This window comes from Phreatobacter sp. GW821-FHT04C01 (assembly GCF_059420385.1).
Window position 1 is genome coordinate 723,977 of sequence record NZ_JBWKTP010000001.1, and the last position, 19,042, is coordinate 743,018.

Here is a 19,042-nt window from a genome sequence, read left to right on the forward strand (position 1 = left end):
CGGCGGAAGATCCGCGCCTGATCGTCGAAACCGGAATGGCCGCACGGGTTGCAGCCATCGTGGAGCCCGTCCTGGAAGGCCTGGGCTTCCGGCTGGTGCGCGTGCGCGTGTCGGGTGCCAGCGGCGGCGGCTCGACCTTGCAGATCATGGCCGAACGTCCGGACGGCAGCTTCACCATCGACGATTGCGAGGCGGCCAGCCGCGCGCTGTCGCCGGTGCTCGATGTGGAAGATCCGATCGTCGAGGCCTATAATCTGGAAATGTCGTCGCCGGGCATTGATCGGCCGCTGGTTCGCGCCGGCGATTTCGACCGGTGGGCCGGTTACGAAGCGCGCATCGAAATGGCCGTGGCCCAGGATGGCCGCAAGCGTTTCCGCGGCATCGTCGAAGGCTCGGCCGGAACCGGCGCACGCCTGAAGCGCACCGACGTGAAGGGGGATGAAGCCCCGGACGTGGTTCTGCCCATCGAAGAGATCGGCGAAGCCCGGCTGATCCTGACCGACGATCTCATTCGCGAAGCCCTGCGCCGGGCCAAGGCCGCCGGCCGGTCGATGGAAGACGACGAGGACTTCGACGAAGACGACGACGGGGAGGACGGCGAGGACGGTTTCGAACTGCCCGAGCCGGACAATGAAAACGATCCGTCGGACGCGTTCGTCGTGGTTCGCCCGGTGACCCCGCGTCCGGTCAAGACGACGCCGGTTCCGAAGAAATTGAAGCCCGGCCGGACCACCGGCGGGCCCCGAGGTCCGAAGCCGAAAGGCCCGGGCCGTCACGCCAAACCAAAGCCGACCCGCTAAAGGGGAGACAGACATGGCCGTCTCAGCCAACCGCCTCGAATTGCTTCAGATCGCCGATGCCGTCGCTCGTGAGAAACAGATCGACCGGCAAATCGTGCTCGAAGCCATGGAGGACGCGATCCAGAAGGCGGCGCGCTCGCGCTATGGCCAAGAGACCGAAGTGCGCGCCGAGATCAACGGCAAGACTGGCGAGATCCGCCTGTCACGCCTGCTTCTGGTCGTCGATCTCGTCGAGAACCTCGCCACCCAGATCGCCACCGAGGACGCCCGCCGGCGCAATCCGGCCGCCCAGCCGGGCGACTGGATCGCCGAGACCCTGCCGCCCTTCGATTTCGGCCGCATCGCCGCCCAGTCGGCCAAGCAGGTCATCGTGCAGAAGGTGCGCGAGGCCGAGCGCGACCGGCAGTTCGACGAATACAAGGATCGGGTCGGCGAGATCGTCAACGGCCTGGTTCGCCGGGTCGAATACGGCAATGTGGTCGTCGATCTCGGCCGCGGCGAAGGCATCATCCGCCGCGACGAGCTGATCCCGCGCGAAATGTTCCGCAACGGCGATCGCGTGCGGGCCTATCTGTTCGACGTGCGCCGCGAGCAGCGCGGCCCGCAGATTTTCCTGTCGCGCACCCATCCGCAGTTCATGGCCAAGCTGTTCGGCCAGGAAGTGCCCGAGATCTATGACGGCATCGTCGAGATCAAGGCGGTCGCCCGCGACCCCGGCTCGCGCGCCAAGATCGCGGTGGTGTCGCGCGATTCGTCGATCGATCCGGTCGGCGCCTGCGTCGGCATGCGCGGTTCGCGTGTCCAGGCGGTGGTTGCCGAACTGCAGGGCGAGAAGGTCGACATCATTCCCTGGAATCCCGACATTGCCACCTTCGTGGTCAATGCGCTGGCGCCGGCGGAAGTCGCCAAGGTCGTGCTCGACGAGGACCGCGAGCGCATCGAGGTGGTCGTGCCGGATCCGCAGCTGTCGCTGGCCATCGGCCGGCGCGGCCAGAACGTCCGGCTCGCCTCGCAGCTGACCGGCTGGGATATCGACATCCTGACCGAGCAGGAAGAGAGCGAACGCCGCCAGGCCGAGTTCGAAGCCCGCACCAAGCTGTTCATGGCCTCGCTCGATGTCGACGAGGTCGTCGGCCAGCTGCTCACCTCGGAAGGCTTCCGCACCGTCGAGGAGGTCGCCTATGTCGACCTCAACGATCTCGCCGGCATCGAAGGTTTCGACGAAGAGACCGCCCAGGAGCTGCAGCGCCGCGCGCTCGACTATATTGCCAAGATCGAGGCCGAGCATGATGCCAAGCGCAAGGCGCTGGGCGTCGCCGACGACCTGCGCCAGGTCGACGGCATGACCTCGGCCATGATGGTCAAGCTCGGCGAGAACGACGTGAAGTCGCTCGAGGACTTCGCCGGCTGCGTGCCGGACGACCTCGTCGGCTGGTCGGAGCGCAAGGACGGCCAGACCACCAAGCATGCCGGTTTCCTCGATGGTTTCGAACTGTCGAAGGACGAGGCCGAGGCCATGATCATGTCGGCTCGCGTCAAGGCGGGCTGGATCGAGGCGCCTGCCGAAGAGCCGGTTCACGAGGAGGCCGAGGCCTGAGCCTCGGATCAGCACGAGCCATGATGACGGCGAGCGACGATATGGATGAGCTGTTCCTCGACGGCGGACCTTTGGTTCGCCGCCGCGAGGCGGAGCGCACCTGCATCGTCAATCGGCAGGCGGCGTCGCCGGACCGGCTGATGCGCTTCGTCGTCGGCCCCGACGGGGCCGTGGTGGCGGACCTGAAGGCGCGCCTGCCCGGCCGCGGCGCCTGGCTGACGCCGACCCGCGCGGCGCTGGCCGAGGCGATCAGGCGCAAGCTGTTCGCCCGCGCCTTCAAGCGCGAGGTGACGGTTTCGCCCGCGTTGCCCGATCTGATCGATCGCCTGCTGGAAAGCCAGGCGCTCGAAGCCCTGTCGCTGGCCAACAAGGCGGGCGCAGTGGTGACCGGCTTCGCCAAGGTAGACGCGGCGATCTTCAAGACCCATATTGCCGGCCTCGTCCATGCCACCGATGCCGGCGACGACGGGGTCAGGAAAATGGCCCAGGCCGTCCATCGCAGCCGCGATGAGGAAGACGAAGCGCTGCCGCGCGTCGCCTTGTTCACCTCGACGCAATTGGATTTGGCATTGGGGCGCATGAATGTGGTACATGCAGCGCTGCTCGCCGGCGGGCCGAGCTCAAATTTTCTCGCGCGCTGCACGGCCCTCGAGGTTTTCCGCACCGGTGACCTGACCGGCGGAGCATCTCCGGCTTCCGTCAACGAGCCGAAACACTGAATTCCCAGGACCAGCCGCTAGGCGCAGGACCAGAACCGAATGACCGATGAGAAGACCCCGGGCGAGAAGACGATCAGCCTGACCGGTAAAACGCTCAGCCTGAAGAAACCCGCCGGACCCGAACACAGCATGGTGCGTCAGAGCTTCAGCCATGGCCGCAGCAAGGCTGTGGTGGTGGAGAAAGTCTCGGCGAAGCCGCGCAGCTTTGCGCCGCCGCCGCGGCCAGCCGCACCCGCGGCCCCCGTCGCGCCGCCGGTCGTCGAGGCGCCGCCGCGTCCGGCCGCGCCGCCGGCGGCTCCCGCCGCCGCCAAGCCGCCGGCCGCCGGCATGATCCTCAGGACCCTCTCGGACGAGGAACGCGACGCGCGTGACCGTGCGCTGGCCGACGCGCGCTCGCGCGAGGCCGACGAGCGCAAGGGCGCCGAAGAGGAAGCCCGTCGCCGCGCCGAAGAGGAAGCCCGCCGCAACGCCGAGCGCTCCGAGCAGGACCGCCGCCAGCGCGAGGAAGACGAGCGTCATCGCCGCGAGGAAGACGCGCGTCGCCGTGCCGAATTCGAAGCGCGCCGCCGGTTCGGTGGCGACGGCCGGCCGCAGCGGCTCGACGATCTCGGCCGCACGCCGCGTGCCGAGGCCCCGCCCGCCGAACAGCAGCCCGAGCAGGTGGAGGCGCGTGCGCCCGCCACCGATCGGCCGCAGCGCATCGACCGCCCCCAGGGCGATCGCCCGCAAACCGACCGTCCCGCCGGCGACCGTCCGCCGCCGCGCAGCGACCGCCCGTTCGGCGATCGCCCGCCGCGCGACGGCTTCTCCGGTCCGCGCCCGGACCGTCCGGCCGGTGACCGCCCCTATGGTGATCGCCCGCCGCGGACCGACCGTCCGTTCGGCGACCGTCCGCCGCGTGAAGGCGGCTTCGGTGGCCCCCGCCCGGATCGCCCGCCGGGAGATCGTCCGTTCGGCGACCGCCCGCCGCGCACCGACCGCCCGTTCGGCGACCGTCCGCCGCGCGAAGGCGGTTTCGGTGGCCCGCGTCCGGATCGCCCGCCGGGAGATCGCCCGTTCGGCGACCGTCCGCCGATGCGCGACGGCCGTCCGCCGCGCCTCGACGGCCCGCGTCCGCCGCGTCCGTTCGGCGCAGGCGCCGGAGCGCCGGCGAGCGCTATCCCGACCCGTCCCGAAGGCGCCGGCCCGATGCGGTCCGGCCCGCCCTCGGCCGGACGTCCGCGTCCCGGTGCCGGTGACGATGACGACGCACCGCGCGGCGCCCCGCGCCGCAGCGGCATGCCGGGCAAGGCGGCGACCCCGCCGGCCCGCCCGACGCCGACGCCGGATGCCCCGAGCCGCACGCGCCTGACGCTGACCAATGCGCTCGAGGACGCGTCCGACCGGATGCGCTCGGAGGCCTCGTTCCGTCGCCGCGTCCAGCGCATGACCGGTCGCAGGGTGACCGAGCAAAAAGAAAAGATCATGCGCGAAGTCACGATCCCCGAGACGATCACGATCGCCGATCTTGCCAACCGCATGTCGGAGCGCGCGGTCGACATCATCCGCATGCTGATGAAGCAGGGCCAGATGCATAAGATCACCGATGTGATCGATGCGGACACGGCGCAGCTCATCGCCGAGGAGCTCGGCCACACGGTGACCCGCGTCGCCGAGTCGGACGTCGAAGAGGGTCTCTTCGATATTCCGGATGCGGACGAGCTGCTGCAGCCGCGTGCGCCGGTCGTGACCATCATGGGCCACGTCGACCACGGCAAGACCTCGCTGCTGGACGCGCTGCGCAAGACCAATGTGGTCTCCGGCGAAGCCGGCGGCATTACCCAGCATATCGGTGCCTACCAGGTCGTCTCGCCGCTCGGCGGCAAGATCACCTTCATCGATACGCCTGGTCACGCCGCCTTCACGGCGATGCGTGCCCGCGGCGCCAAGGTCACCGACCTTGTCGTGCTGGTGGTGGCCGCCAATGATTCGGTGATGCCGCAGACGGTCGAGGCGATCAATCACGCCAAGGCCGCCAAGGTTCCGATGATCGTGGCGATCAACAAGATCGATCTGCCGGACGCCCGTCCGGAAAAGGTCAAGACCGACCTCCTGCAATATGAAGTCCAGGTCGAAAGCCTGGGCGGCGACGTGCTGGAGATCGAGCTGTCGGCCAAGACCGGTCAGAATCTCGACAAGCTGCTGGAGCTGATCCAGCTGCAGTCGGAACTGCTCGACCTGAAGGCCAATCCGGACCGCCTGGCGGAAGGCACCGTCATCGAAGCCAAGCTCGATCGCGGTCGCGGCCCGGTCGCCACCGTGCTGATCCAGCGCGGCACGCTGCGCGCCGGCGACATCGTCGTGGCCGGTTCGGAATGGGGCCGCGTGCGCGCGCTCATTTCCGACAAGGGCACGCAGCTCGCCGATGCCGGCCCGTCGACGCCGGTCGAAGTGCTCGGCTTCAACGGCACGCCGGAAGCCGGCGATCGCGTCGCGGTGGTCGAGAGCGAAGCTCGCGCTCGTGAAATCACCGACTACCGGTCGCATCAGAAGCGCGAGAAGCAGGCGGCGCGCGTCGGCGCGGGCCGCGGCTCGCTCGCCGACATGATGACGCAGCTCAAGGCGGGGGCGGGGAAGAAGGAATTCCCGCTGATCGTCAAGGGCGACGTGCAGGGTTCGGTCGAAGCGATCATCGGTGCGCTCGCCAAGCTCGGCAATGACGAGGTTTCGGCGCGCGTCATCCTGTCGGGTGTCGGCGGCATCACCGAGAGCGACGTCACGCTGGCGGAAACCTCGGGTGCGGCGGTGCTCGGCTTCAACACCCGCGCGCATAAGGAAGCACGCGAGGCGGCGGCCCGGTCCGGCATCGAAATCCGCTACTACAACATCATCTACGATCTGGTGGACGACATCAAAGCCGCCATGTCGGGCATGCTCGCGCCGGAACTGCGCGAAACCATGCTGGGCAACGCCCAGATCCTCGAGGTGTTCAACATCACCAAGGTCGGCAAGGTCGCCGGCTGCCGCGTCACCGAGGGCCGCGTCGAACGCGGCGCTCATGTCCGTCTGATCCGCGACAATATCGTCGTCCACGAAGGCAAGCTGTCGACGCTCAAGCGCTTCAAGGACGAGGTCAAGGAGGTTCAGGTCGGCCAGGAATGCGGCATGGCCTTCGAAGGCTACCAGGACATGCGTGCGGGCGACGTGATCGAGTGCTATCGCGTCGAGGAGATCAAGCGCTCGCTGTAAGGCGCCATCGACCGGTTCCGACCGTCGCAACCCATAGCGGCCCGCTGGCGATCAGCGGGCCGTTCTTTTAGGATCCGCGCGTCGCGCCCGCGACGGCCGTGCTTTTCCACGTCTCTGGCAGGGTCAGCCGGCCGCGACATGAAGGCGGAGATGGCATGCCCGCATGCGATCTCCGGTCACCGGAGACCCGCATGGACGAGCCGCCGTTCCGCTTCTCCTATACCGGCACCTTCACCGACTATCGGGCCCTGATGCGCGCCAAGCGCTCGCTCGGCCCGTTCGGTCGCCATGGCTGGATCGTCCGCTACCTCACGGTGGCGGTCATTTTCGTTGTGTTCGTCGCCTGGCTCGGCAATTTCTCGGTGCCGGTGGGCGCCTATCTGCGCTGGGACGTGCTCAAATGGGTGCTGCTTCTGGCGCTGTTCGTGCCGGCGGTCGATCTGTTCTTCGACCACGTGGTCGGCCGCTGGGCTTTTTCGCGCTTTGCCGCGGCCAACCGGCTGATCGACATCGCCGCCGACGAGGCCGCGATCGCCTGGTCGGTCGGCGCCTGGAGCGGCCGGTTCGACTGGCCCGGCGTCGCCAACACGGTGCTGACGCCGGACTATGTCTTCCTGTTCCTCGGCAAGATCGAGGCGATCACGATCCCGCGGCGCGGGATCGTGTCGGGTGATTGGCCGGCCTTCGAGGCGCTGGTCCTGCGAAAGGTGGCCAAGCCGCCGGTCAGACGACCTTGAGGCTGATCTCGCCGAGGCCGTCGACGGTCGCCGTCATGGTCTGGCCGCGGGTCACCGCGCCGACGCCGTCCGGCGTGCCGGAGAAGATGACATCGCCGGGGAAGACCTCGAAATAGGCCGAGAGATAGGAAATCTGCTCGGCGACCGACCAGATCATGTCGGAGAGGTCGGCCTTCTGCTTCACCACGCCGTCGACGGAGAGCGAAATCGGACCCTTCAGCTTGTGACCGATGGTCGCGGCCGGGTAGAGCGGGCCGACTGGACCGGAGAAATCCGAGGCCTTGCCCGGCTCCCACGGACGGCGCAGTTGCTTGGCCTCGTCCTGCAGGTCGCGCCGGGTCATGTCGAGGCCGACGGCGTAGCCGAAGACGCAGTCGAGCGCCTTGTCGAGCGGGATGTCGCGGCCGCCCTTGGCCAGCGCGACGACCATTTCGAGCTCGAAATGGTAGTTTGCGGTCTTGGTCGGGTAGGGATGCTCGACGGTTTGGCCATGGGGCACGGGCTGCAGGGCGTCGGCCGGCTTCTGGAAGAAGAACGGCGGCTCGCGGGTCGGGTCGCCACCCATCTCGCGGGCATGGGCGGCGTAGTTGCGGCCGACACAATAGACGCGCCTGACCGGGAACAGCTTGTCGGTGCCCACGATCGGCAGGGCAGGGCGGGCGACGGGCTCGAAGACGAAGGACAATTGAAACTCCGGGATGATGGTCAGGCGGGTGCGCACAAGCTAATCTCAGCCCACCATTTGTCCATGACGAAGCCGATGATGACACATACTGAAAAACGTGAGCTGGCGCCCCTTTTGAAACTCGCGCTCGAAATGGGTCCGCTGGTGATCTTTTTCCTGATGAACGCCTATGGCGACAAGTGGTTTGCGGTCGACCCGACCCAAAGGCTGTTCCTGGCGACCGGCGTGTTCATCGCGGCCGTGCTCGCCTCGCTCGCGATCACCTATTCGCTGATCGGCAAGCTGCCGATCATGCCGCTGGTCTCGGCGGTCGTGGTGACCGTCTTCGGCGGCCTGACCCTCATCCTGCACGACGAGGTCTTCATCAAGCTGAAGCCGACCGTGGTGAACGTGCTGTTCGGCTCGATCCTGCTCTGGGCGGCGATCACCGGGCGCAATCTGCTGAAGATCGTGCTCGATTCGGTTTTCGACCTGACCGATGAGGGCTGGCGCCTGCTGACCTGGCGCTGGGCCGGGTTCTTCTTTCTGCTGGCGCTCATCAACGAAGTGGTCTGGCGCACCCAGACGACCGATTTCTGGGTCGCCTTCAAGGTCTGGGGCATCATGCCGCTGACCATGGTCTTCGCGCTCGCGCAGATGCCGCTGATCCTCAGGCACGACGCCAATGCCGGCTCGGGCGAGACGCGCTGAGGCTTCCTGAGCGAGGGCCGCTGCTGTAGAAGGCGGGTCATCCGTCCGCCAGCCGCACCGGAACATCGCTTGTATCGCAAGATCCTCTTCGGCGTCGTCGCCGCGCTCTCGGTCGCGGCGCTCGTGCTCGCGCTGTTTCCTCAGCTCGATCTGGCGGTCACCCGGCTGTTCTGGACCGAGGAGGCCGGCTTCTGGCTGTCGGCCTATCCCGCGCTGAACGGGATCAGGCGGGTCAGCATGATCCCGACGATCGCGCTCGGCGTGGTGTCACTGGCCGCGCTTGTCATCAAGATCGCCCTGCCGGGCACGAAGCCGATCCTGCCGGCGCGCATGGCGGTGTTCTTCGTCGCCTCGCTGCTCGCGTCCACCCTCGTCCTGGTCAATGTCGTCCTGAAAGAGCATTGGGACCGTGCCCGCCCGGTCCATGTCACCGCGTTCGGCGGTCAATGGGCCTTCACGCCCTGGTGGCGGCCCGGCGACGGCACCGGTTGCCGCACCAATTGCTCGTTCATTTCGGGAGAGGCCTCGGGCGCGGCCTGGCTGGTGGCGCCGGCGCTGGTCGCGCCGCCGGCGCTCCGGCCCGCGGCGCTGCTGGGCGTCGGCATCTACACCGCGGCGATCAGCGCGCTGCGCATCGCCTATGGCGGCCACTTCCTGTCGGATGTGCTCATCGGCATCCTGGCGACGCTTCTCATCGTCATCGGTTTCCACTACTGGATCTATCAGCGATGGGGCGCTCCGAACGACGACGTGGTCGCCGACCGGCTCGCCGCGATCGGCTGGTGGATCAGAGGTTTGTTCGCGCGCAGGGGCTAGCCAGCTTGCGCCCGCGAGCCGGCTTCTTTAAGCCGGCGCAGACATTTCCTTGTGTGGATTGAAGCCATGGCCCCGAAGAAAGCCGTCAAGAAGGTCGTCCTCGCCTATTCGGGCGGCCTCGATACCTCGATCATCCTGAAGTGGCTGCAGACCACCTATGGCTGCGAGGTCGTCACCTTCACCGCCGATCTCGGCCAGGGCGAGGAACTCGGGCCGGCGCGCGACAAGGCGCTGCTGCTCGGCATCAAGCCCGAGAACATCTTCATGGAAGACCTGCGCGAGACCTTCGTGAAGGACTACGTGTTCCCGATGTTCCGCGCCAATGCCATGTATGAGGGGCTCTATCTCCTCGGCACCTCGATCGCCCGGCCGCTGATCGCCAAGCGCCAGATCGAGATCGCCGAACAGATTGGCGCCGATGCCGTCTCCCACGGCGCCACCGGCAAGGGCAACGACCAGGTCCGCTTCGAGCTGACCTATTACGCGCTGAAGCCCGACGTGACGGTGATCGCGCCCTGGCGCGAATGGGATCTCGCCAGCCGCGAGCAGCTGATCAAATTCGCCGAGCAGCACCAGATCCCGATCGCCAAGGACAAGCGCGGCGAAGCGCCGTTCTCGGTCGACGCCAACCTCCTGCACGCTTCGTCCGAGGGCAAGGTGCTGGAGGATCCGAGCCAGGAAGTGCCCGATTACGTCTATTCGCGCACCGACGGCCCGGAGAATGCGCCCGACAAGGCGACCTATATCACCATCGATTTCAAGGAAGGCGATGCGGTCGGCATCGACGGCCAGGCCCTGTCGCCGGCGACCATCCTGACGAAGCTGAACGAGCTCGGCAAAGTCAACGGCATCGGCCGGCTCGACCTGGTCGAGAACCGCTTCGTCGGCATGAAGTCGCGTGGCATGTACGAGACGCCCGGCGGCACGATCCTCTATTTCGCCCATCGGGCGATCGAGAGCATCACGCTGGACCGTGGCGCGGCGCATCTCAAGGACGAGATCATGCCGAAATATGCCGAGCTGATCTATAACGGCTTCTGGTTCTCGCCCGAGCGCGAGATGCTGCAGGCGCTGATCGACAAGAGCCAGGAATTCGTCACGGGCACGGTCCGGCTGAAGCTCTACAAGGGCAATGTCATCGTGGTCGGCCGCGACAGCCCCTATTCGCTCTACGACCAGGACCTGGTGACCTTCGAGGAAGGCGCGGTCGCCTATGACCACCGCGACGCCGCCGGCTTCATCAAGCTGAACGCGCTGCGCCTGCGCACGCTCGGCCAGCGCAAGAAGAAGCTGGGCCTCTAAGCCCAGGTGCCCTTCGCGGGCAGCGATCAGCGCGGATCGTTCGCCGGGGTGCCGCTCCATTGGCATGGCACCCTGGTCCTGATCCCGCTTTATCTTGCTCTGCAATTCCAGCGCTTCGGCCTCGTCACGGCGAGCCTGCTGGTCGTCGTCCTCGCCGTTGCGATCGTGGCGTCGATCCTGCTGCACGAGGCGGCCCATGTCTGGACCGCGCGGCGGTTCGGCATCGGCGCGCAGGCCATCCTGCTGCACGGCTTCGGCGGCTTCGCACTGCTGGATCACGCGGGGTTTCGGACCCCCCAACGGATCGCCATCAGCCTTGCCGGCCCGCTGATGAACTTGGCGCTGATGCTGGTCGGCCTCGCGCTGTTCCATGGCGTGGCCTTTCTGGCCCGTGGCCCGGATATGCTGCTGCTCGGCGAAGGCACATGGTTCCCCACACCCTTCGTGCGTGGCGGCTCGGCCTGGCTCAACCCGGTTCTTGCCGGGCTCAAGACCTTTACCGAACTCAATGCCCTCTTCGGCCTGCTGAACCTGCTGCCGGGCTTTCCGCTCGACGGTGGCCTGATCGTGCAGGCCCTGCTGGAACATGTGGCAAAGCCGCCGGCCGCGGTCCGTGTGACGGCCGCGCTCGGACTGTTCTTCGGGGTGTGGGTCTGCGCCGCGGCCGGGCTGATCGGGTTCGCTGCGATCGTTCTCGGCCTGCTCCTGATCGCGATCAATGGCTGGGCCTTGAAGAATCCGCAGGACTTCGCCTGAAGCGCCATCGGAGCGGTGCGCCGCCAATCGCGATCGATCGCGGATCACTTGCTCCGCATCGAGCCGGCTTTCGGGCCGGGCGTGCCGACGAAACCGTTGAAGCGGTTGGCCGGGCGGGTCAGCCGATGTTCGCTCCGGCCGCTGTGCTCATGGATGCCGGCTTCGGTCGCCTGGCTGATCATGATCGAGGCGCGGTGGCCGGAGGAAGCGATCGAGGCCTGAGCCGAAGAGGCAAGACCTGCTGCGGTCGACAAGGCTGCGGCAGCAAGCAAGGTGAGAGCCGACTTTCTGATGTCGATGAGAGCAAACATGGTCGCCTCCCCGGTTCAGGCCCCGCCGCGACATGCGGTGGGGTGACCATGGGTGGCGACCTCGCGCGATAAGGTTCAAAGGCTGCGGCCGACCGGCTCGGGTTTTTTCAGCCGGCCAGTTTCTTCAGCCAGCGGCGGGCCTGGGCGCGGACGTTTTTCGGCGCGGTGCCGCCATAGCTGACGCGGCTCGCGACCGAACGGGCGACCGACAGCACGGAGAAGACATCGGCCGTGATGCGCTTGTCGACCGATTGCAGGTCGGCGAGCGTGAGCTTGTGCAGCGGCACGCCCTCGGCCGAGGCGAGGCCGACACATTTCGCCGCGATGTGATGGCTGTCGCGGAAGGGAATGTCGAGCGTGCGGACGCACCAGTCGGCGAGGTCGGTGGCGGTCGAATAACCCTGGCCCGCGGCCTTCTTCATGGTTGCGGCATTGGCAGTCATGTCGCGCACCATGCCGGCGGCCGCGGCGATCGCCAGAGACAGCGAGGCGAGCGCGTCCATGGTCGGCTCCTTGTCCTCCTGCATGTCCTTTTGATAGGTCAGCGGCAGGCCCTTCAGCACCACGACGATGGCGTTGAAGCCGCCGAGCACGCGGCCGACCTTGGCCCGGACCAGTTCGGCGGCGTCCGGATTGCGCTTCTGCGGCATGATCGACGAGCCGGTGGAGAAGGCGTCGGACAGCCGGATGAAGGAAAACGGCGAGGAGCACCAGATGACGATCTCCTCGGCCAGACGCGACAGGTGCACGGCCGTGATGGTGGCCGCGGCGAGCGTCTCCATCACGAAATCGCGATCGGCGACCGAATCCAGCGAATTGGCCGTCGGCCGGTCGAAGCCGAGCGCCTTGGCGGTGGCGTGCCGGTCGATCGGGAAGGAGGTGCCGCACAAGGCGGCGGCGCCGAGCGGGCTCTCGTTCAGGCGACGGCGGGCATCCTGCAGCCGGCCGCGGTCGCGCCCGACCATTTCGACATAAGCCATGAGGTGATGGCCGAAGGTGGTCGGTTGGGCCACCTGCAGGTGGGTAAAGCCGGGCATGACGGTGGCGGCCTCGGCCAGCGCCTTCTCGGCCAGCGCCAGCTGCAGGTCCTTCAACTGGGCATCGAGGCCGTCGGCGGCATCGCGCACCCACAATTTGAAGTCGGTCGCTACCTGGTCGTTGCGCGAGCGGGCGGTGTGCAGCCGTCCGGCCGGGGCGCCGATGATCTCGGCGAGCCGCGCCTCGATGTTCATGTGAATGTCTTCGAGGCTGCGCTTGAAGACGAAGGTGCCGCCGTCGATCTCGGCCAGGACCTGGTCGAGGCCCTTCTGGATCGCGGCCTCGTCGGCGTCGCTCACGATCCCTTGAGCGCGCAACATGGCCGCATGGGCTTTCGAGCCGGCGATGTCCTGCCTATACAGGCGTTGATCGAAATCGATCGAGACGTTGATGTCTTCCATCACGGCGGCCGGTCCAGAGGCGTAGCGGCCGCCCCACATCGCATTGCTCATCGTCTCGTCCTCGATCGTTCTTGTCTTGTCGCATGATCGGGCGGAAAACCGGTTGCCGGTTTTTTCGATCTTGCCGAAATGAGGTGTTCTTCAGTGTCCCGTGCGAAAGTGATCATTGTGCTGGCTGGTCTGATCGGCCTTGGCGCGGGGCTCGGGGCCTTCTACTGGACAGGAGGCCTGTCGAGCAATGCAGGTGTGCAGGCCTGCACGGCGGCACAGCCGCTTTCCGCCCGCCTGAAGCCGCTGGCGCGCGGCGAAGTTGCCGCCTTCAAGGTGACCGACCGGCCGCAGCCGAGCCCGAACCTCAGCTTCAAGGCCGCCGACGGCCGCGACCTGAAGCTGTCCGACTTTCGCGGGCGCATCGTCCTCCTGAACCTGTGGGCGACCTGGTGCGTGCCCTGCCGGCACGAGATGCCGGCGCTCGACAAGCTGCAGGCGACGCTGGGGGGTGAGAATTTCGAGGTGGTCGCCGTCAATATCGACACGCGCCATCCGGACAAAGCCCGCGCCTGGCTGCAGGAGGCCGGCATCCAGCACCTCGCCAATTACGCCGACCATTCGGCCAAGGTGTTTCAGGATCTCAGATCGGTCGGCCGTGCCTTCGGCATGCCGACGACGCTTCTGATCGATGCCCAGGGCTGCGAGCTCGGCCACCTCCCTGGTCCGGCCGAATGGGCGAGCGACGATGCGCTCAACCTGATCCGTGCGGCGATCGCCCGCTGATATCCCTCCGAAGCAGTTCCCAGATCCCATGCCCGACACCACCCCCCTGCGCGCTCAGCTGTTCGCGCTGTTCGACCGCCTCGGCATCAAGACCACGACCCATGAGCACGAGGCCGTGTTCACGGTCGCCGAGAGCCAGCACGTCAAGGAGAGCATTCCGGGCGGCCATACCAAGAACCTGTTCCTGAAGGACAAGAAGGGCCGCCTGTTCCTGGTGGTGGCGCTCGGCTCGGCGGCGATCGACCTGAAGCGGCTGCACGAGACGATCGGCGCCTCGGGGCGGCTGTCCTTCGGTTCGGGCGAGCTTCTGGAGGAGGTCTGGGGCGTCAAGCCGGGTTCGGTGACGCCGTTCGGCGCGATCGCCGATCCGGACGGCCGGGTCACCGTGGTGCTCGACGCCGCCATGATGGAACACGCGGTGCTCAACTATCATCCGCTGGAAAATACCGCGACCACCAGCATCGGGCGCAACGACCTGGTGACGTTCCTGACCGCGACGGGTCATGCGCCTGTTATCGTGCGGGCCAGCAGCTGATTGCCGTCGAAGGCTCCGGTTGGAGAACGGTTCATCACAGGGCTGTCATCGGCGCCATGGTCCGGCCCCAATTCGGCCCCGGTGGGGCCAAGAGCCGAAGCGAGCCTGTGATCGTTGCCTCGTGCCTGATCGACGCCGCTTCGGACTCTTCAGCCCCCCAGCCCCCCGGGGCGCTGTCCGATCGGGCACGAGCGCCGCCAGCCGAAAGGCCGGTGGTGAACGTTCGGTCATCCCCTCCGACGCGAACGTGCGGGCCGGCGCCTGGCGCCGGCCCGCTTTTTTTGCGGGTTACCCAAAATCGCCGTTTCGAGTCATGCTGCGGCGGAGGTGCCCGGCATCGCCGCGCCATCCGGCTGCGACGCAGCGGCGCGTTCCAGGCGCAGGCACGGACCTCGGGAGTGATCGATATGCCCAGCAAGCTCGACCCGGTCGAACGCACCGTGGCACTCGCCGCCCTGCCGTCATGGTCGGAGGTGGCCGGCCGGGACGCGATCACCCGGCGTTTCGTGTTCAGGAATTTCTCCGAGGCCTGGGGATTCATGGCCCGGGTGGCGCTGATCGCCGAGCGCATGGACCATCACCCGGAATGGTTCAATGTCTACAAGACCGTCGAGGTGACGCTGTCGACCCATGACGCCGGGGGCGTGACCCATCTCGACACGACGCTGGCCAAGGCCATGGACGCGATTGCCGGCGGCTGAGCGCGGGGCGTTCGGAGAACGCGCCTCGGCTCAGCGGTCGCAGGTCCAGCTCATGACAGGCAGGCGGGCCTCCCGCTCGGCGATGAAGCCGTGGGCGGAGCGCGCGGGAACCTCCACCTCGATCAGCCGGGTCAGGCCCTGGTCGACGACCTGGCGCAGCTGAACCTTTTCGCCCGGCTCCAGGCGCACGACGGCGCGGCCGTTCTGCGCGGCATCGAGCAAGGTCGCGCCCTCGGACGCGACCTCGATCTCGAAGGTCCGGCACGGCTGCGCGGTCGCCGATTCGGCCTGCGGGGTGACGGTGATCGGCACGGTGCGGACGACACGCGGCGCCTCCGGTCCGGTCTGCGGCAAGGAGGCGGCGGTTTCGGGAAGATGGATCGAGGTGAAGATCGCGATGCCGAGCGCCGCCAGCGCCGCCGCCACCATCGCGACCAGGAACCATTTCAGCCGGCCGGGCGAGCTGTCGGGCAGCTTGACCGCGACCGGGCTGCCGCCGCGCTGGGCCTCGAGGTCCTTTTCGAGCGCCGCCAGCGACGCCAGGTGGGCGATCTGCGCGTCGAGATGGTCGTACCAGCCGTCGAAATCGTCTGGCGCCGGTTCACGCGCCCGATAGGAGCGGTCGAGACCGTCGAGCGTGGCGCGCAAGTCGATATGCGGTCCGGTCGGCGGCGCGCCGATATCGGTGCCGTAGCGGGTGATGGCGATGGCCAGATCGTTCTCGGCGCGCGCGATGACGTCGCGCAGCGCCGTGCGCGTCTCCATATTGGTCTGCACCGCCCGGCGCCTGAGCTCGGTCGGCGGATCGGCGGTGATCTTCAGCTCGGCGGCCGCCAGCCGCAACGCATCCTCGATACTGGGCGCCGGCCGCGTCAGTCCGCCGACCCGCGCCCCGTAGCTGTCGAGGACATGGTAGCGGTAGCGATAGGCCGAGACGAGGGGCGCAACATCCACGAGGGGCGATCCAGAAGGTTCAAGCCGTCGCTTCGGGGCCGCGAATGGCACCGTCGAGACGGATGGCAAAGCCGTTCAACATATTGTTGTCGATGATAGGGTCCACCATCTTGTCATATTCGTCGGGCTTGCCCAGGCCCAAAGGGAACGGCACCTGTGCTTCGAACGACTGGCGGAACTCCGGCGAAACGGTGTCGGAAAGCGGCGTGTGACGCAGGCCGGTCATGAGGCCGGCATCGACGGAAGCCTCGCCGGCGATATCGACCAGGCGGAACCGGCCGCCGATCCCGGCTGCGAGCTTCGCGCCGCGCCTGGCGTTGACGTCGAACGCCGCCACCTTGACGCCAGGCTTGGCGGACCGCCGCGCAGTGGTTTCGCCAAAGGCCGAGGCGCCGCCGGCGACGAAGGCAGCGGTATCCTTGCCGATCTGCATGTCGTCTCCTCTGCGCGGCCCGGATCGCCGTTTCGACGGGCACTCTGCATGCGGTCTTAGAAGAAAGGATTCACCAAGGCAAAGGCCGGCGCCATCAGCGGATCGACCGGCGCAGCGGCATGCGCGGCACGCTGACCGGCAAATGGCGCTTTTCGCCGAACAGCATGACGTCGCGGCTCTTGAACAGGCCGACCAGCAGCGCACCGGCGATCAGGCCGCCGATATGGGCCCACCAGGCCGTGTCGCCGCCATGGGCGGTGAACAGGTGGAACAGCTGCAGCACGATCCAGGCGCCCAGCGCCAGCCAGACCGGGATCGATATCGGCAGCACGTTGAAGGCGAGGCCGAACACCCGGACCCGCGGAAACAGGATCAGATAGGCGGCAAGGACCCCGGAGATCGCGCCGGAGGCACCGACCAGCGGTGCCTGCGAGCCGGGATTGATCGCCAGGTGCAGGGCGGCGGCGAACAGGCCGCAGATCAGGTAGAAGGCGAGGAAGCGGGCATGGCCCATGGCGTCCTCGACATTGTCGGCGAACACCCAGAGGAACAGCATGTTGCCGATCAGATGCATCCAGCCGCCATGCATGAACATATAGGTCAGCCAGGTGAACCAGGGCGACACCAGGGTCAGGTCGGGCGAAAGCGTCGCCTGATTGGTCACGACGGCGGGAATCAGCCCAAGGCCCAGGGCATTGGCATTGGCGGTCTGGGGTGGAACCAGGCCGGTGGTGAACAGAAAGATCGCGACATTCAGGCCGATCAGGCCATAGGTCACGAAGGGCCAGACGATGGCGCGATGCGGGTTCTGGTCGGACAGCGGCAGGAACATTGCCCAAGGTTAGCCTGGGCAGCCGTTTGCTGTCATCCTCGCCGTTCAGCGCTCTTGAATCCACGATGCAGGAATTCTAGTCTCGGATCGTGGAATTGGTCAGGGGCCTTGTCCATTCGGGATCGCGGCCGCGGCTCCGACGTCAGCACTCTCGCAGGATCGACATCATGGCGCCGACCAAGCCCTCGCAGTTGAAGCCCCGCACCCTCGCCGCCCAGGCGCTCGGCTGGGAGGAGCATGGCACCCATGGGGTGGTGACGCCGATCCACGTCGCCACCACCTTCATCCGCGATCCGGACAATCAATATCGCAACGGCTTCGTCTATGGCCGCCCCGACAATCAGACGGTCCGCCAATGCGAGGCCTTGCTGACCGAGCTGGAGCAGGGCGCCGAGACCATCCTGCTCGGTTCCGGCATGTCGGCCGCCACTGCCGTGGTGATGGCGCTGCCGGCCGGCGCGCATATCGTCGCGCCGACGGTAATGTATTGGGCGCTGCGCAACTGGCTGATGAACGATGCCACGACCTATGGCTATCGCACGACCTTCGTCGACGCCTCCGACCTGGCCGCGGTGAAGGCCGCGCTCGAGCCCGGCAAGACCAGGCTGGTCTGGCTGGAGACGCCGTCCAATCCGCTGTGGAGCGTGTCCGACATCGCGGCAATCGCCGACGCGGCCCATGCGGTCGGCGCGGTCGTCGCCGTCGATTCGACCGTGGCGACCCCGGTCTTCACCCGGCCGCTGACGCTCGGGGCCGATATCGTCATGCATGCGGCGACCAAATATCTGAACGGCCATTCCGACGTGGTGGCCGGCGCGCTGGTCACCCGCGAGACCAGTGACCTGTGGACCAGGATCCGCCGGGTGCGTTCGATGCACGGCCAGATCCTCGGGCCGTTCGAGGCGTTCCTGCTGATGCGCGGCATGCGCACGTTGCATGTGCGCGTCGAGGCTCAGGCGCGGGCGGCCTTGAGCCTCGCCGAGCGCCTGAAGGCCCATCCGCTGGTCGCCGACGTGCTCTATCCCGGGCTCACCACGCATCCCCAGCACGCGGTTGCGCTGCGCCAGATGAGCGGCGGCTTTTCCGGGATGATGTCGATCCGGGTCAAGGCCGGCGAGACCGCGGCGGTGTCGACCGCGGCGCGTGTCGCTCTGTGGAAGCGGGCGACCTCGCTCGGCGGTGTCGAGAGCCTGATCGAACATCGCGCCTCGATCGAGGGCGCGGGCTCGCCATGCCCGACCGACCTGCTCAGGCTGTCGGTGGGCCTGGAGGATGTCGACGATCTCTACGAGGATCTCGACCGGGCGCTGCGTGGCGCCAACGCCTGAGCCGGCGCGTGGCGCGCAAGCCTTGCGACGGTCACCAGTCGCAAGGCAGCGCCAGGCATTCCGCGCCGAGGCAGACGCCGTCGAGCCAGCCGCTGTCCGATCCCTTGGCGGCGCTGCGCTTGCGGCCGTCCTGCTGCTCGCCGGTCTCTTCCGAAGCCTCGGTCATGGCGAGCAGCCTCGCATAGGCGCGCCGGCAACGTGAGAATTGCCGCGGCAGAGCCCTGGTCAGCGTCAGGACACCATGGTCGAGCACGGTCTGGCGGGCATATTCCGAGCAGGACCGGCCGCCGGTCAGGGCCCGATAGGCGCAACAGAAGCCCTTATGGGGCGAGACCCATCGCTGATAGACGAAGATCGAGCCCGCTGCGGCATAGCGCACCATCCGTCCCGCCCCCATCGCAAGTC

The 19,042-nt window shown here is 67.3% G+C and carries 20 protein-coding genes; 13 read left to right on the forward strand and 7 right to left on the reverse strand.

Annotated features, from left to right (window positions below):
• Nucleotides 1-35: 35 nt before the first annotated feature.
• The 5 genes from rimP to AC07WJ_RS03440 all read left to right on the forward strand — a co-directional run bounded on the left by rimP (nt 36) and on the right by AC07WJ_RS03440 (nt 7,081).
• Entirely contained in the window at nt 36-800 is a 765-nt protein-coding gene (rimP, locus tag AC07WJ_RS03420; RefSeq protein WP_494933115.1) for a ribosome maturation factor RimP, read from the forward strand.
• A gap of 13 nt (nt 801-813) precedes the next feature.
• A complete protein-coding gene (gene nusA / locus AC07WJ_RS03425; RefSeq protein WP_494933116.1) occupies nt 814-2,397 on the forward strand; it encodes a transcription termination factor NusA in 1,584 nt (527 codons plus the stop codon).
• 20 nt (nt 2,398-2,417) lie between these two features.
• Nucleotides 2,418-3,116, forward strand: coding sequence for an RNA-binding protein (locus tag AC07WJ_RS03430; RefSeq protein WP_494933117.1), 699 nt, complete (start codon nt 2,418-2,420; stop codon nt 3,114-3,116).
• A gap of 39 nt (nt 3,117-3,155) precedes the next feature.
• Nucleotides 3,156-6,344, forward strand: a complete 3,189-nt coding sequence (gene infB / locus AC07WJ_RS03435) for a translation initiation factor IF-2 (protein ID WP_494933118.1) — start codon at nt 3,156-3,158, stop codon at nt 6,342-6,344.
• A 191-nt stretch (nt 6,345-6,535) separates the two neighbouring features.
• Nucleotides 6,536-7,081 (forward strand): YcxB family protein, encoded by a 546-nt coding sequence (locus AC07WJ_RS03440; protein ID WP_494933119.1) that lies wholly within the window; start codon nt 6,536-6,538, stop codon nt 7,079-7,081.
• Here AC07WJ_RS03440 and AC07WJ_RS03445 read toward each other — a convergent pair.
• Nucleotides 7,068-7,766: a fumarylacetoacetate hydrolase family protein gene (locus AC07WJ_RS03445; RefSeq protein ID WP_494933827.1), complete on the reverse strand. Its 699-nt coding sequence runs from the start codon at nt 7,764-7,766 to the stop codon at nt 7,068-7,070. The genes AC07WJ_RS03440 and AC07WJ_RS03445 overlap by 14 nt on opposite strands.
• 78 nt (nt 7,767-7,844) lie before the next feature.
• On the opposite strand from AC07WJ_RS03445, the gene AC07WJ_RS03450 reads away from it, so the two are divergent.
• The 4 genes from AC07WJ_RS03450 (at nt 7,845) to AC07WJ_RS03465 (ending at nt 11,330) form a co-directional block, all read left to right on the forward strand.
• Entirely contained in the window at nt 7,845-8,456 is a 612-nt protein-coding gene (locus tag AC07WJ_RS03450) for a septation protein A (protein ID WP_494933120.1), read from the forward strand.
• A gap of 69 nt (nt 8,457-8,525) precedes the next feature.
• Nucleotides 8,526-9,272, forward strand: a complete 747-nt coding sequence (locus tag AC07WJ_RS03455) for a phosphatase PAP2 family protein (RefSeq protein ID WP_494933121.1) — start codon at nt 8,526-8,528, stop codon at nt 9,270-9,272.
• Between the two features lie 66 nt (nt 9,273-9,338).
• A complete protein-coding gene (locus AC07WJ_RS03460) occupies nt 9,339-10,574 on the forward strand; it encodes an argininosuccinate synthase (RefSeq protein WP_494933122.1) in 1,236 nt (411 codons plus the stop codon).
• Nucleotides 10,575-10,622: 48 nt separating this feature from the next.
• Complete coding sequence (locus tag AC07WJ_RS03465) at nt 10,623-11,330, forward strand: site-2 protease family protein (protein ID WP_494933123.1); 708 nt, start codon at nt 10,623-10,625, stop codon at nt 11,328-11,330.
• Between the two features lie 44 nt (nt 11,331-11,374).
• On the opposite strand, the gene AC07WJ_RS03470 is transcribed toward AC07WJ_RS03465, so the two are convergent.
• Both AC07WJ_RS03470 and argH read right to left on the reverse strand, forming a co-directional pair.
• On the reverse strand, nt 11,375-11,641 hold the full coding sequence (locus tag AC07WJ_RS03470) for a hypothetical protein (RefSeq protein ID WP_494933124.1): 267 nt from the start codon (nt 11,639-11,641) through the stop codon (nt 11,375-11,377).
• Nucleotides 11,642-11,748: 107 nt separating this feature from the next.
• A complete protein-coding gene (gene argH / locus AC07WJ_RS03475) occupies nt 11,749-13,131 on the reverse strand; it encodes an argininosuccinate lyase (RefSeq protein WP_494933125.1) in 1,383 nt (460 codons plus the stop codon).
• 78 nt (nt 13,132-13,209) lie between these two features.
• Here argH and tlpA point away from each other — a divergent pair, with 78 nt between their 5' ends.
• The 3 genes from tlpA to AC07WJ_RS03490 all read left to right on the forward strand — a co-directional run bounded on the left by tlpA (nt 13,210) and on the right by AC07WJ_RS03490 (nt 15,090).
• Nucleotides 13,210-13,854 carry a thiol:disulfide interchange protein TlpA gene (tlpA, locus tag AC07WJ_RS03480; protein ID WP_494933126.1) on the forward strand — a complete coding sequence of 215 codons (645 nt, stop codon included), beginning with the start codon at nt 13,210-13,212 and terminating at the stop codon, nt 13,852-13,854.
• A 28-nt stretch (nt 13,855-13,882) separates the two neighbouring features.
• Complete coding sequence (locus tag AC07WJ_RS03485; protein WP_494933127.1) at nt 13,883-14,389, forward strand: prolyl-tRNA synthetase associated domain-containing protein; 507 nt, start codon at nt 13,883-13,885, stop codon at nt 14,387-14,389.
• Between the two features lie 407 nt (nt 14,390-14,796).
• A complete protein-coding gene (locus AC07WJ_RS03490; RefSeq protein ID WP_494933128.1) occupies nt 14,797-15,090 on the forward strand; it encodes a 4a-hydroxytetrahydrobiopterin dehydratase in 294 nt (97 codons plus the stop codon).
• Between the two features lie 30 nt (nt 15,091-15,120).
• On the opposite strand, the gene AC07WJ_RS03495 is transcribed toward AC07WJ_RS03490, so the two are convergent.
• From AC07WJ_RS03495 to AC07WJ_RS03505, 3 genes are all read right to left on the reverse strand, one after another.
• Nucleotides 15,121-16,044 carry a hypothetical protein gene (locus tag AC07WJ_RS03495; protein WP_494933129.1) on the reverse strand — a complete coding sequence of 308 codons (924 nt, stop codon included), beginning with the start codon at nt 16,042-16,044 and terminating at the stop codon, nt 15,121-15,123.
• Between the two features lie 19 nt (nt 16,045-16,063).
• Entirely contained in the window at nt 16,064-16,477 is a 414-nt protein-coding gene (locus AC07WJ_RS03500) for a hypothetical protein (protein WP_494933130.1), read from the reverse strand.
• 94 nt (nt 16,478-16,571) lie between these two features.
• Nucleotides 16,572-17,309: a rhomboid family intramembrane serine protease gene (locus tag AC07WJ_RS03505; RefSeq protein WP_494933131.1), complete on the reverse strand. Its 738-nt coding sequence runs from the start codon at nt 17,307-17,309 to the stop codon at nt 16,572-16,574.
• Between the two features lie 167 nt (nt 17,310-17,476).
• On the opposite strand from AC07WJ_RS03505, the gene AC07WJ_RS03510 reads away from it, so the two are divergent.
• The gene (locus tag AC07WJ_RS03510) at nt 17,477-18,637 is read left to right on the forward strand and encodes a trans-sulfuration enzyme family protein (RefSeq protein WP_494933132.1); all 1,161 of its coding nucleotides are present in this window, start codon (nt 17,477-17,479) and stop codon (nt 18,635-18,637) included.
• A 31-nt stretch (nt 18,638-18,668) separates the two neighbouring features.
• Here the strand turns inward: AC07WJ_RS03510 and yidD are convergent, their stop codons facing one another.
• Complete coding sequence (gene yidD / locus AC07WJ_RS03515; RefSeq protein ID WP_494933133.1) at nt 18,669-19,019, reverse strand: membrane protein insertion efficiency factor YidD; 351 nt, start codon at nt 19,017-19,019, stop codon at nt 18,669-18,671.
• Nucleotides 19,020-19,042 lie beyond the last annotated feature (23 nt).

Bases quoted from the DNA above. Each gene is read 5' to 3' on its own strand.
- AC07WJ_RS03510 (WP_494933132.1), top strand. From the start codon at position 17,477: ATGGCGCCGACCAAGCCCTCGCAGTTGAAGCCCCGCACCCTCGCCGCC.
- nusA (WP_494933116.1), top strand. From the start codon at position 814: ATGGCCGTCTCAGCCAACCGCCTCGAATTGCTTCAGATCGCCGATGCC.
- AC07WJ_RS03430 (WP_494933117.1), top strand. From the start codon at position 2,418: ATGATGACGGCGAGCGACGATATGGATGAGCTGTTCCTCGACGGCGGA.
- AC07WJ_RS03460 (WP_494933122.1), top strand. From the start codon at position 9,339: ATGGCCCCGAAGAAAGCCGTCAAGAAGGTCGTCCTCGCCTATTCGGGC.
- rimP (WP_494933115.1), top strand. From the start codon at position 36: ATGGCCGCACGGGTTGCAGCCATCGTGGAGCCCGTCCTGGAAGGCCTG.
- AC07WJ_RS03485 (WP_494933127.1), top strand. From the start codon at position 13,883: ATGCCCGACACCACCCCCCTGCGCGCTCAGCTGTTCGCGCTGTTCGAC.
- infB (WP_494933118.1), top strand. From the start codon at position 3,156: ATGACCGATGAGAAGACCCCGGGCGAGAAGACGATCAGCCTGACCGGT.
- AC07WJ_RS03450 (WP_494933120.1), top strand. From the start codon at position 7,845: ATGACACATACTGAAAAACGTGAGCTGGCGCCCCTTTTGAAACTCGCG.
- yidD (WP_494933133.1), bottom strand. From the start codon at position 19,019: ATGGTGCGCTATGCCGCAGCGGGCTCGATCTTCGTCTATCAGCGATGG.
- tlpA (WP_494933126.1), top strand. From the start codon at position 13,210: ATGAGGTGTTCTTCAGTGTCCCGTGCGAAAGTGATCATTGTGCTGGCT.
- argH (WP_494933125.1), bottom strand. From the start codon at position 13,131: ATGAGCAATGCGATGTGGGGCGGCCGCTACGCCTCTGGACCGGCCGCC.
- AC07WJ_RS03500 (WP_494933130.1), bottom strand. From the start codon at position 16,477: ATGCAGATCGGCAAGGATACCGCTGCCTTCGTCGCCGGCGGCGCCTCG.
- AC07WJ_RS03505 (WP_494933131.1), bottom strand. From the start codon at position 17,309: ATGTTCCTGCCGCTGTCCGACCAGAACCCGCATCGCGCCATCGTCTGG.
- AC07WJ_RS03440 (WP_494933119.1), top strand. From the start codon at position 6,536: ATGGACGAGCCGCCGTTCCGCTTCTCCTATACCGGCACCTTCACCGAC.
- AC07WJ_RS03490 (WP_494933128.1), top strand. From the start codon at position 14,797: ATGCCCAGCAAGCTCGACCCGGTCGAACGCACCGTGGCACTCGCCGCC.
- AC07WJ_RS03470 (WP_494933124.1), bottom strand. From the start codon at position 11,641: ATGTTTGCTCTCATCGACATCAGAAAGTCGGCTCTCACCTTGCTTGCT.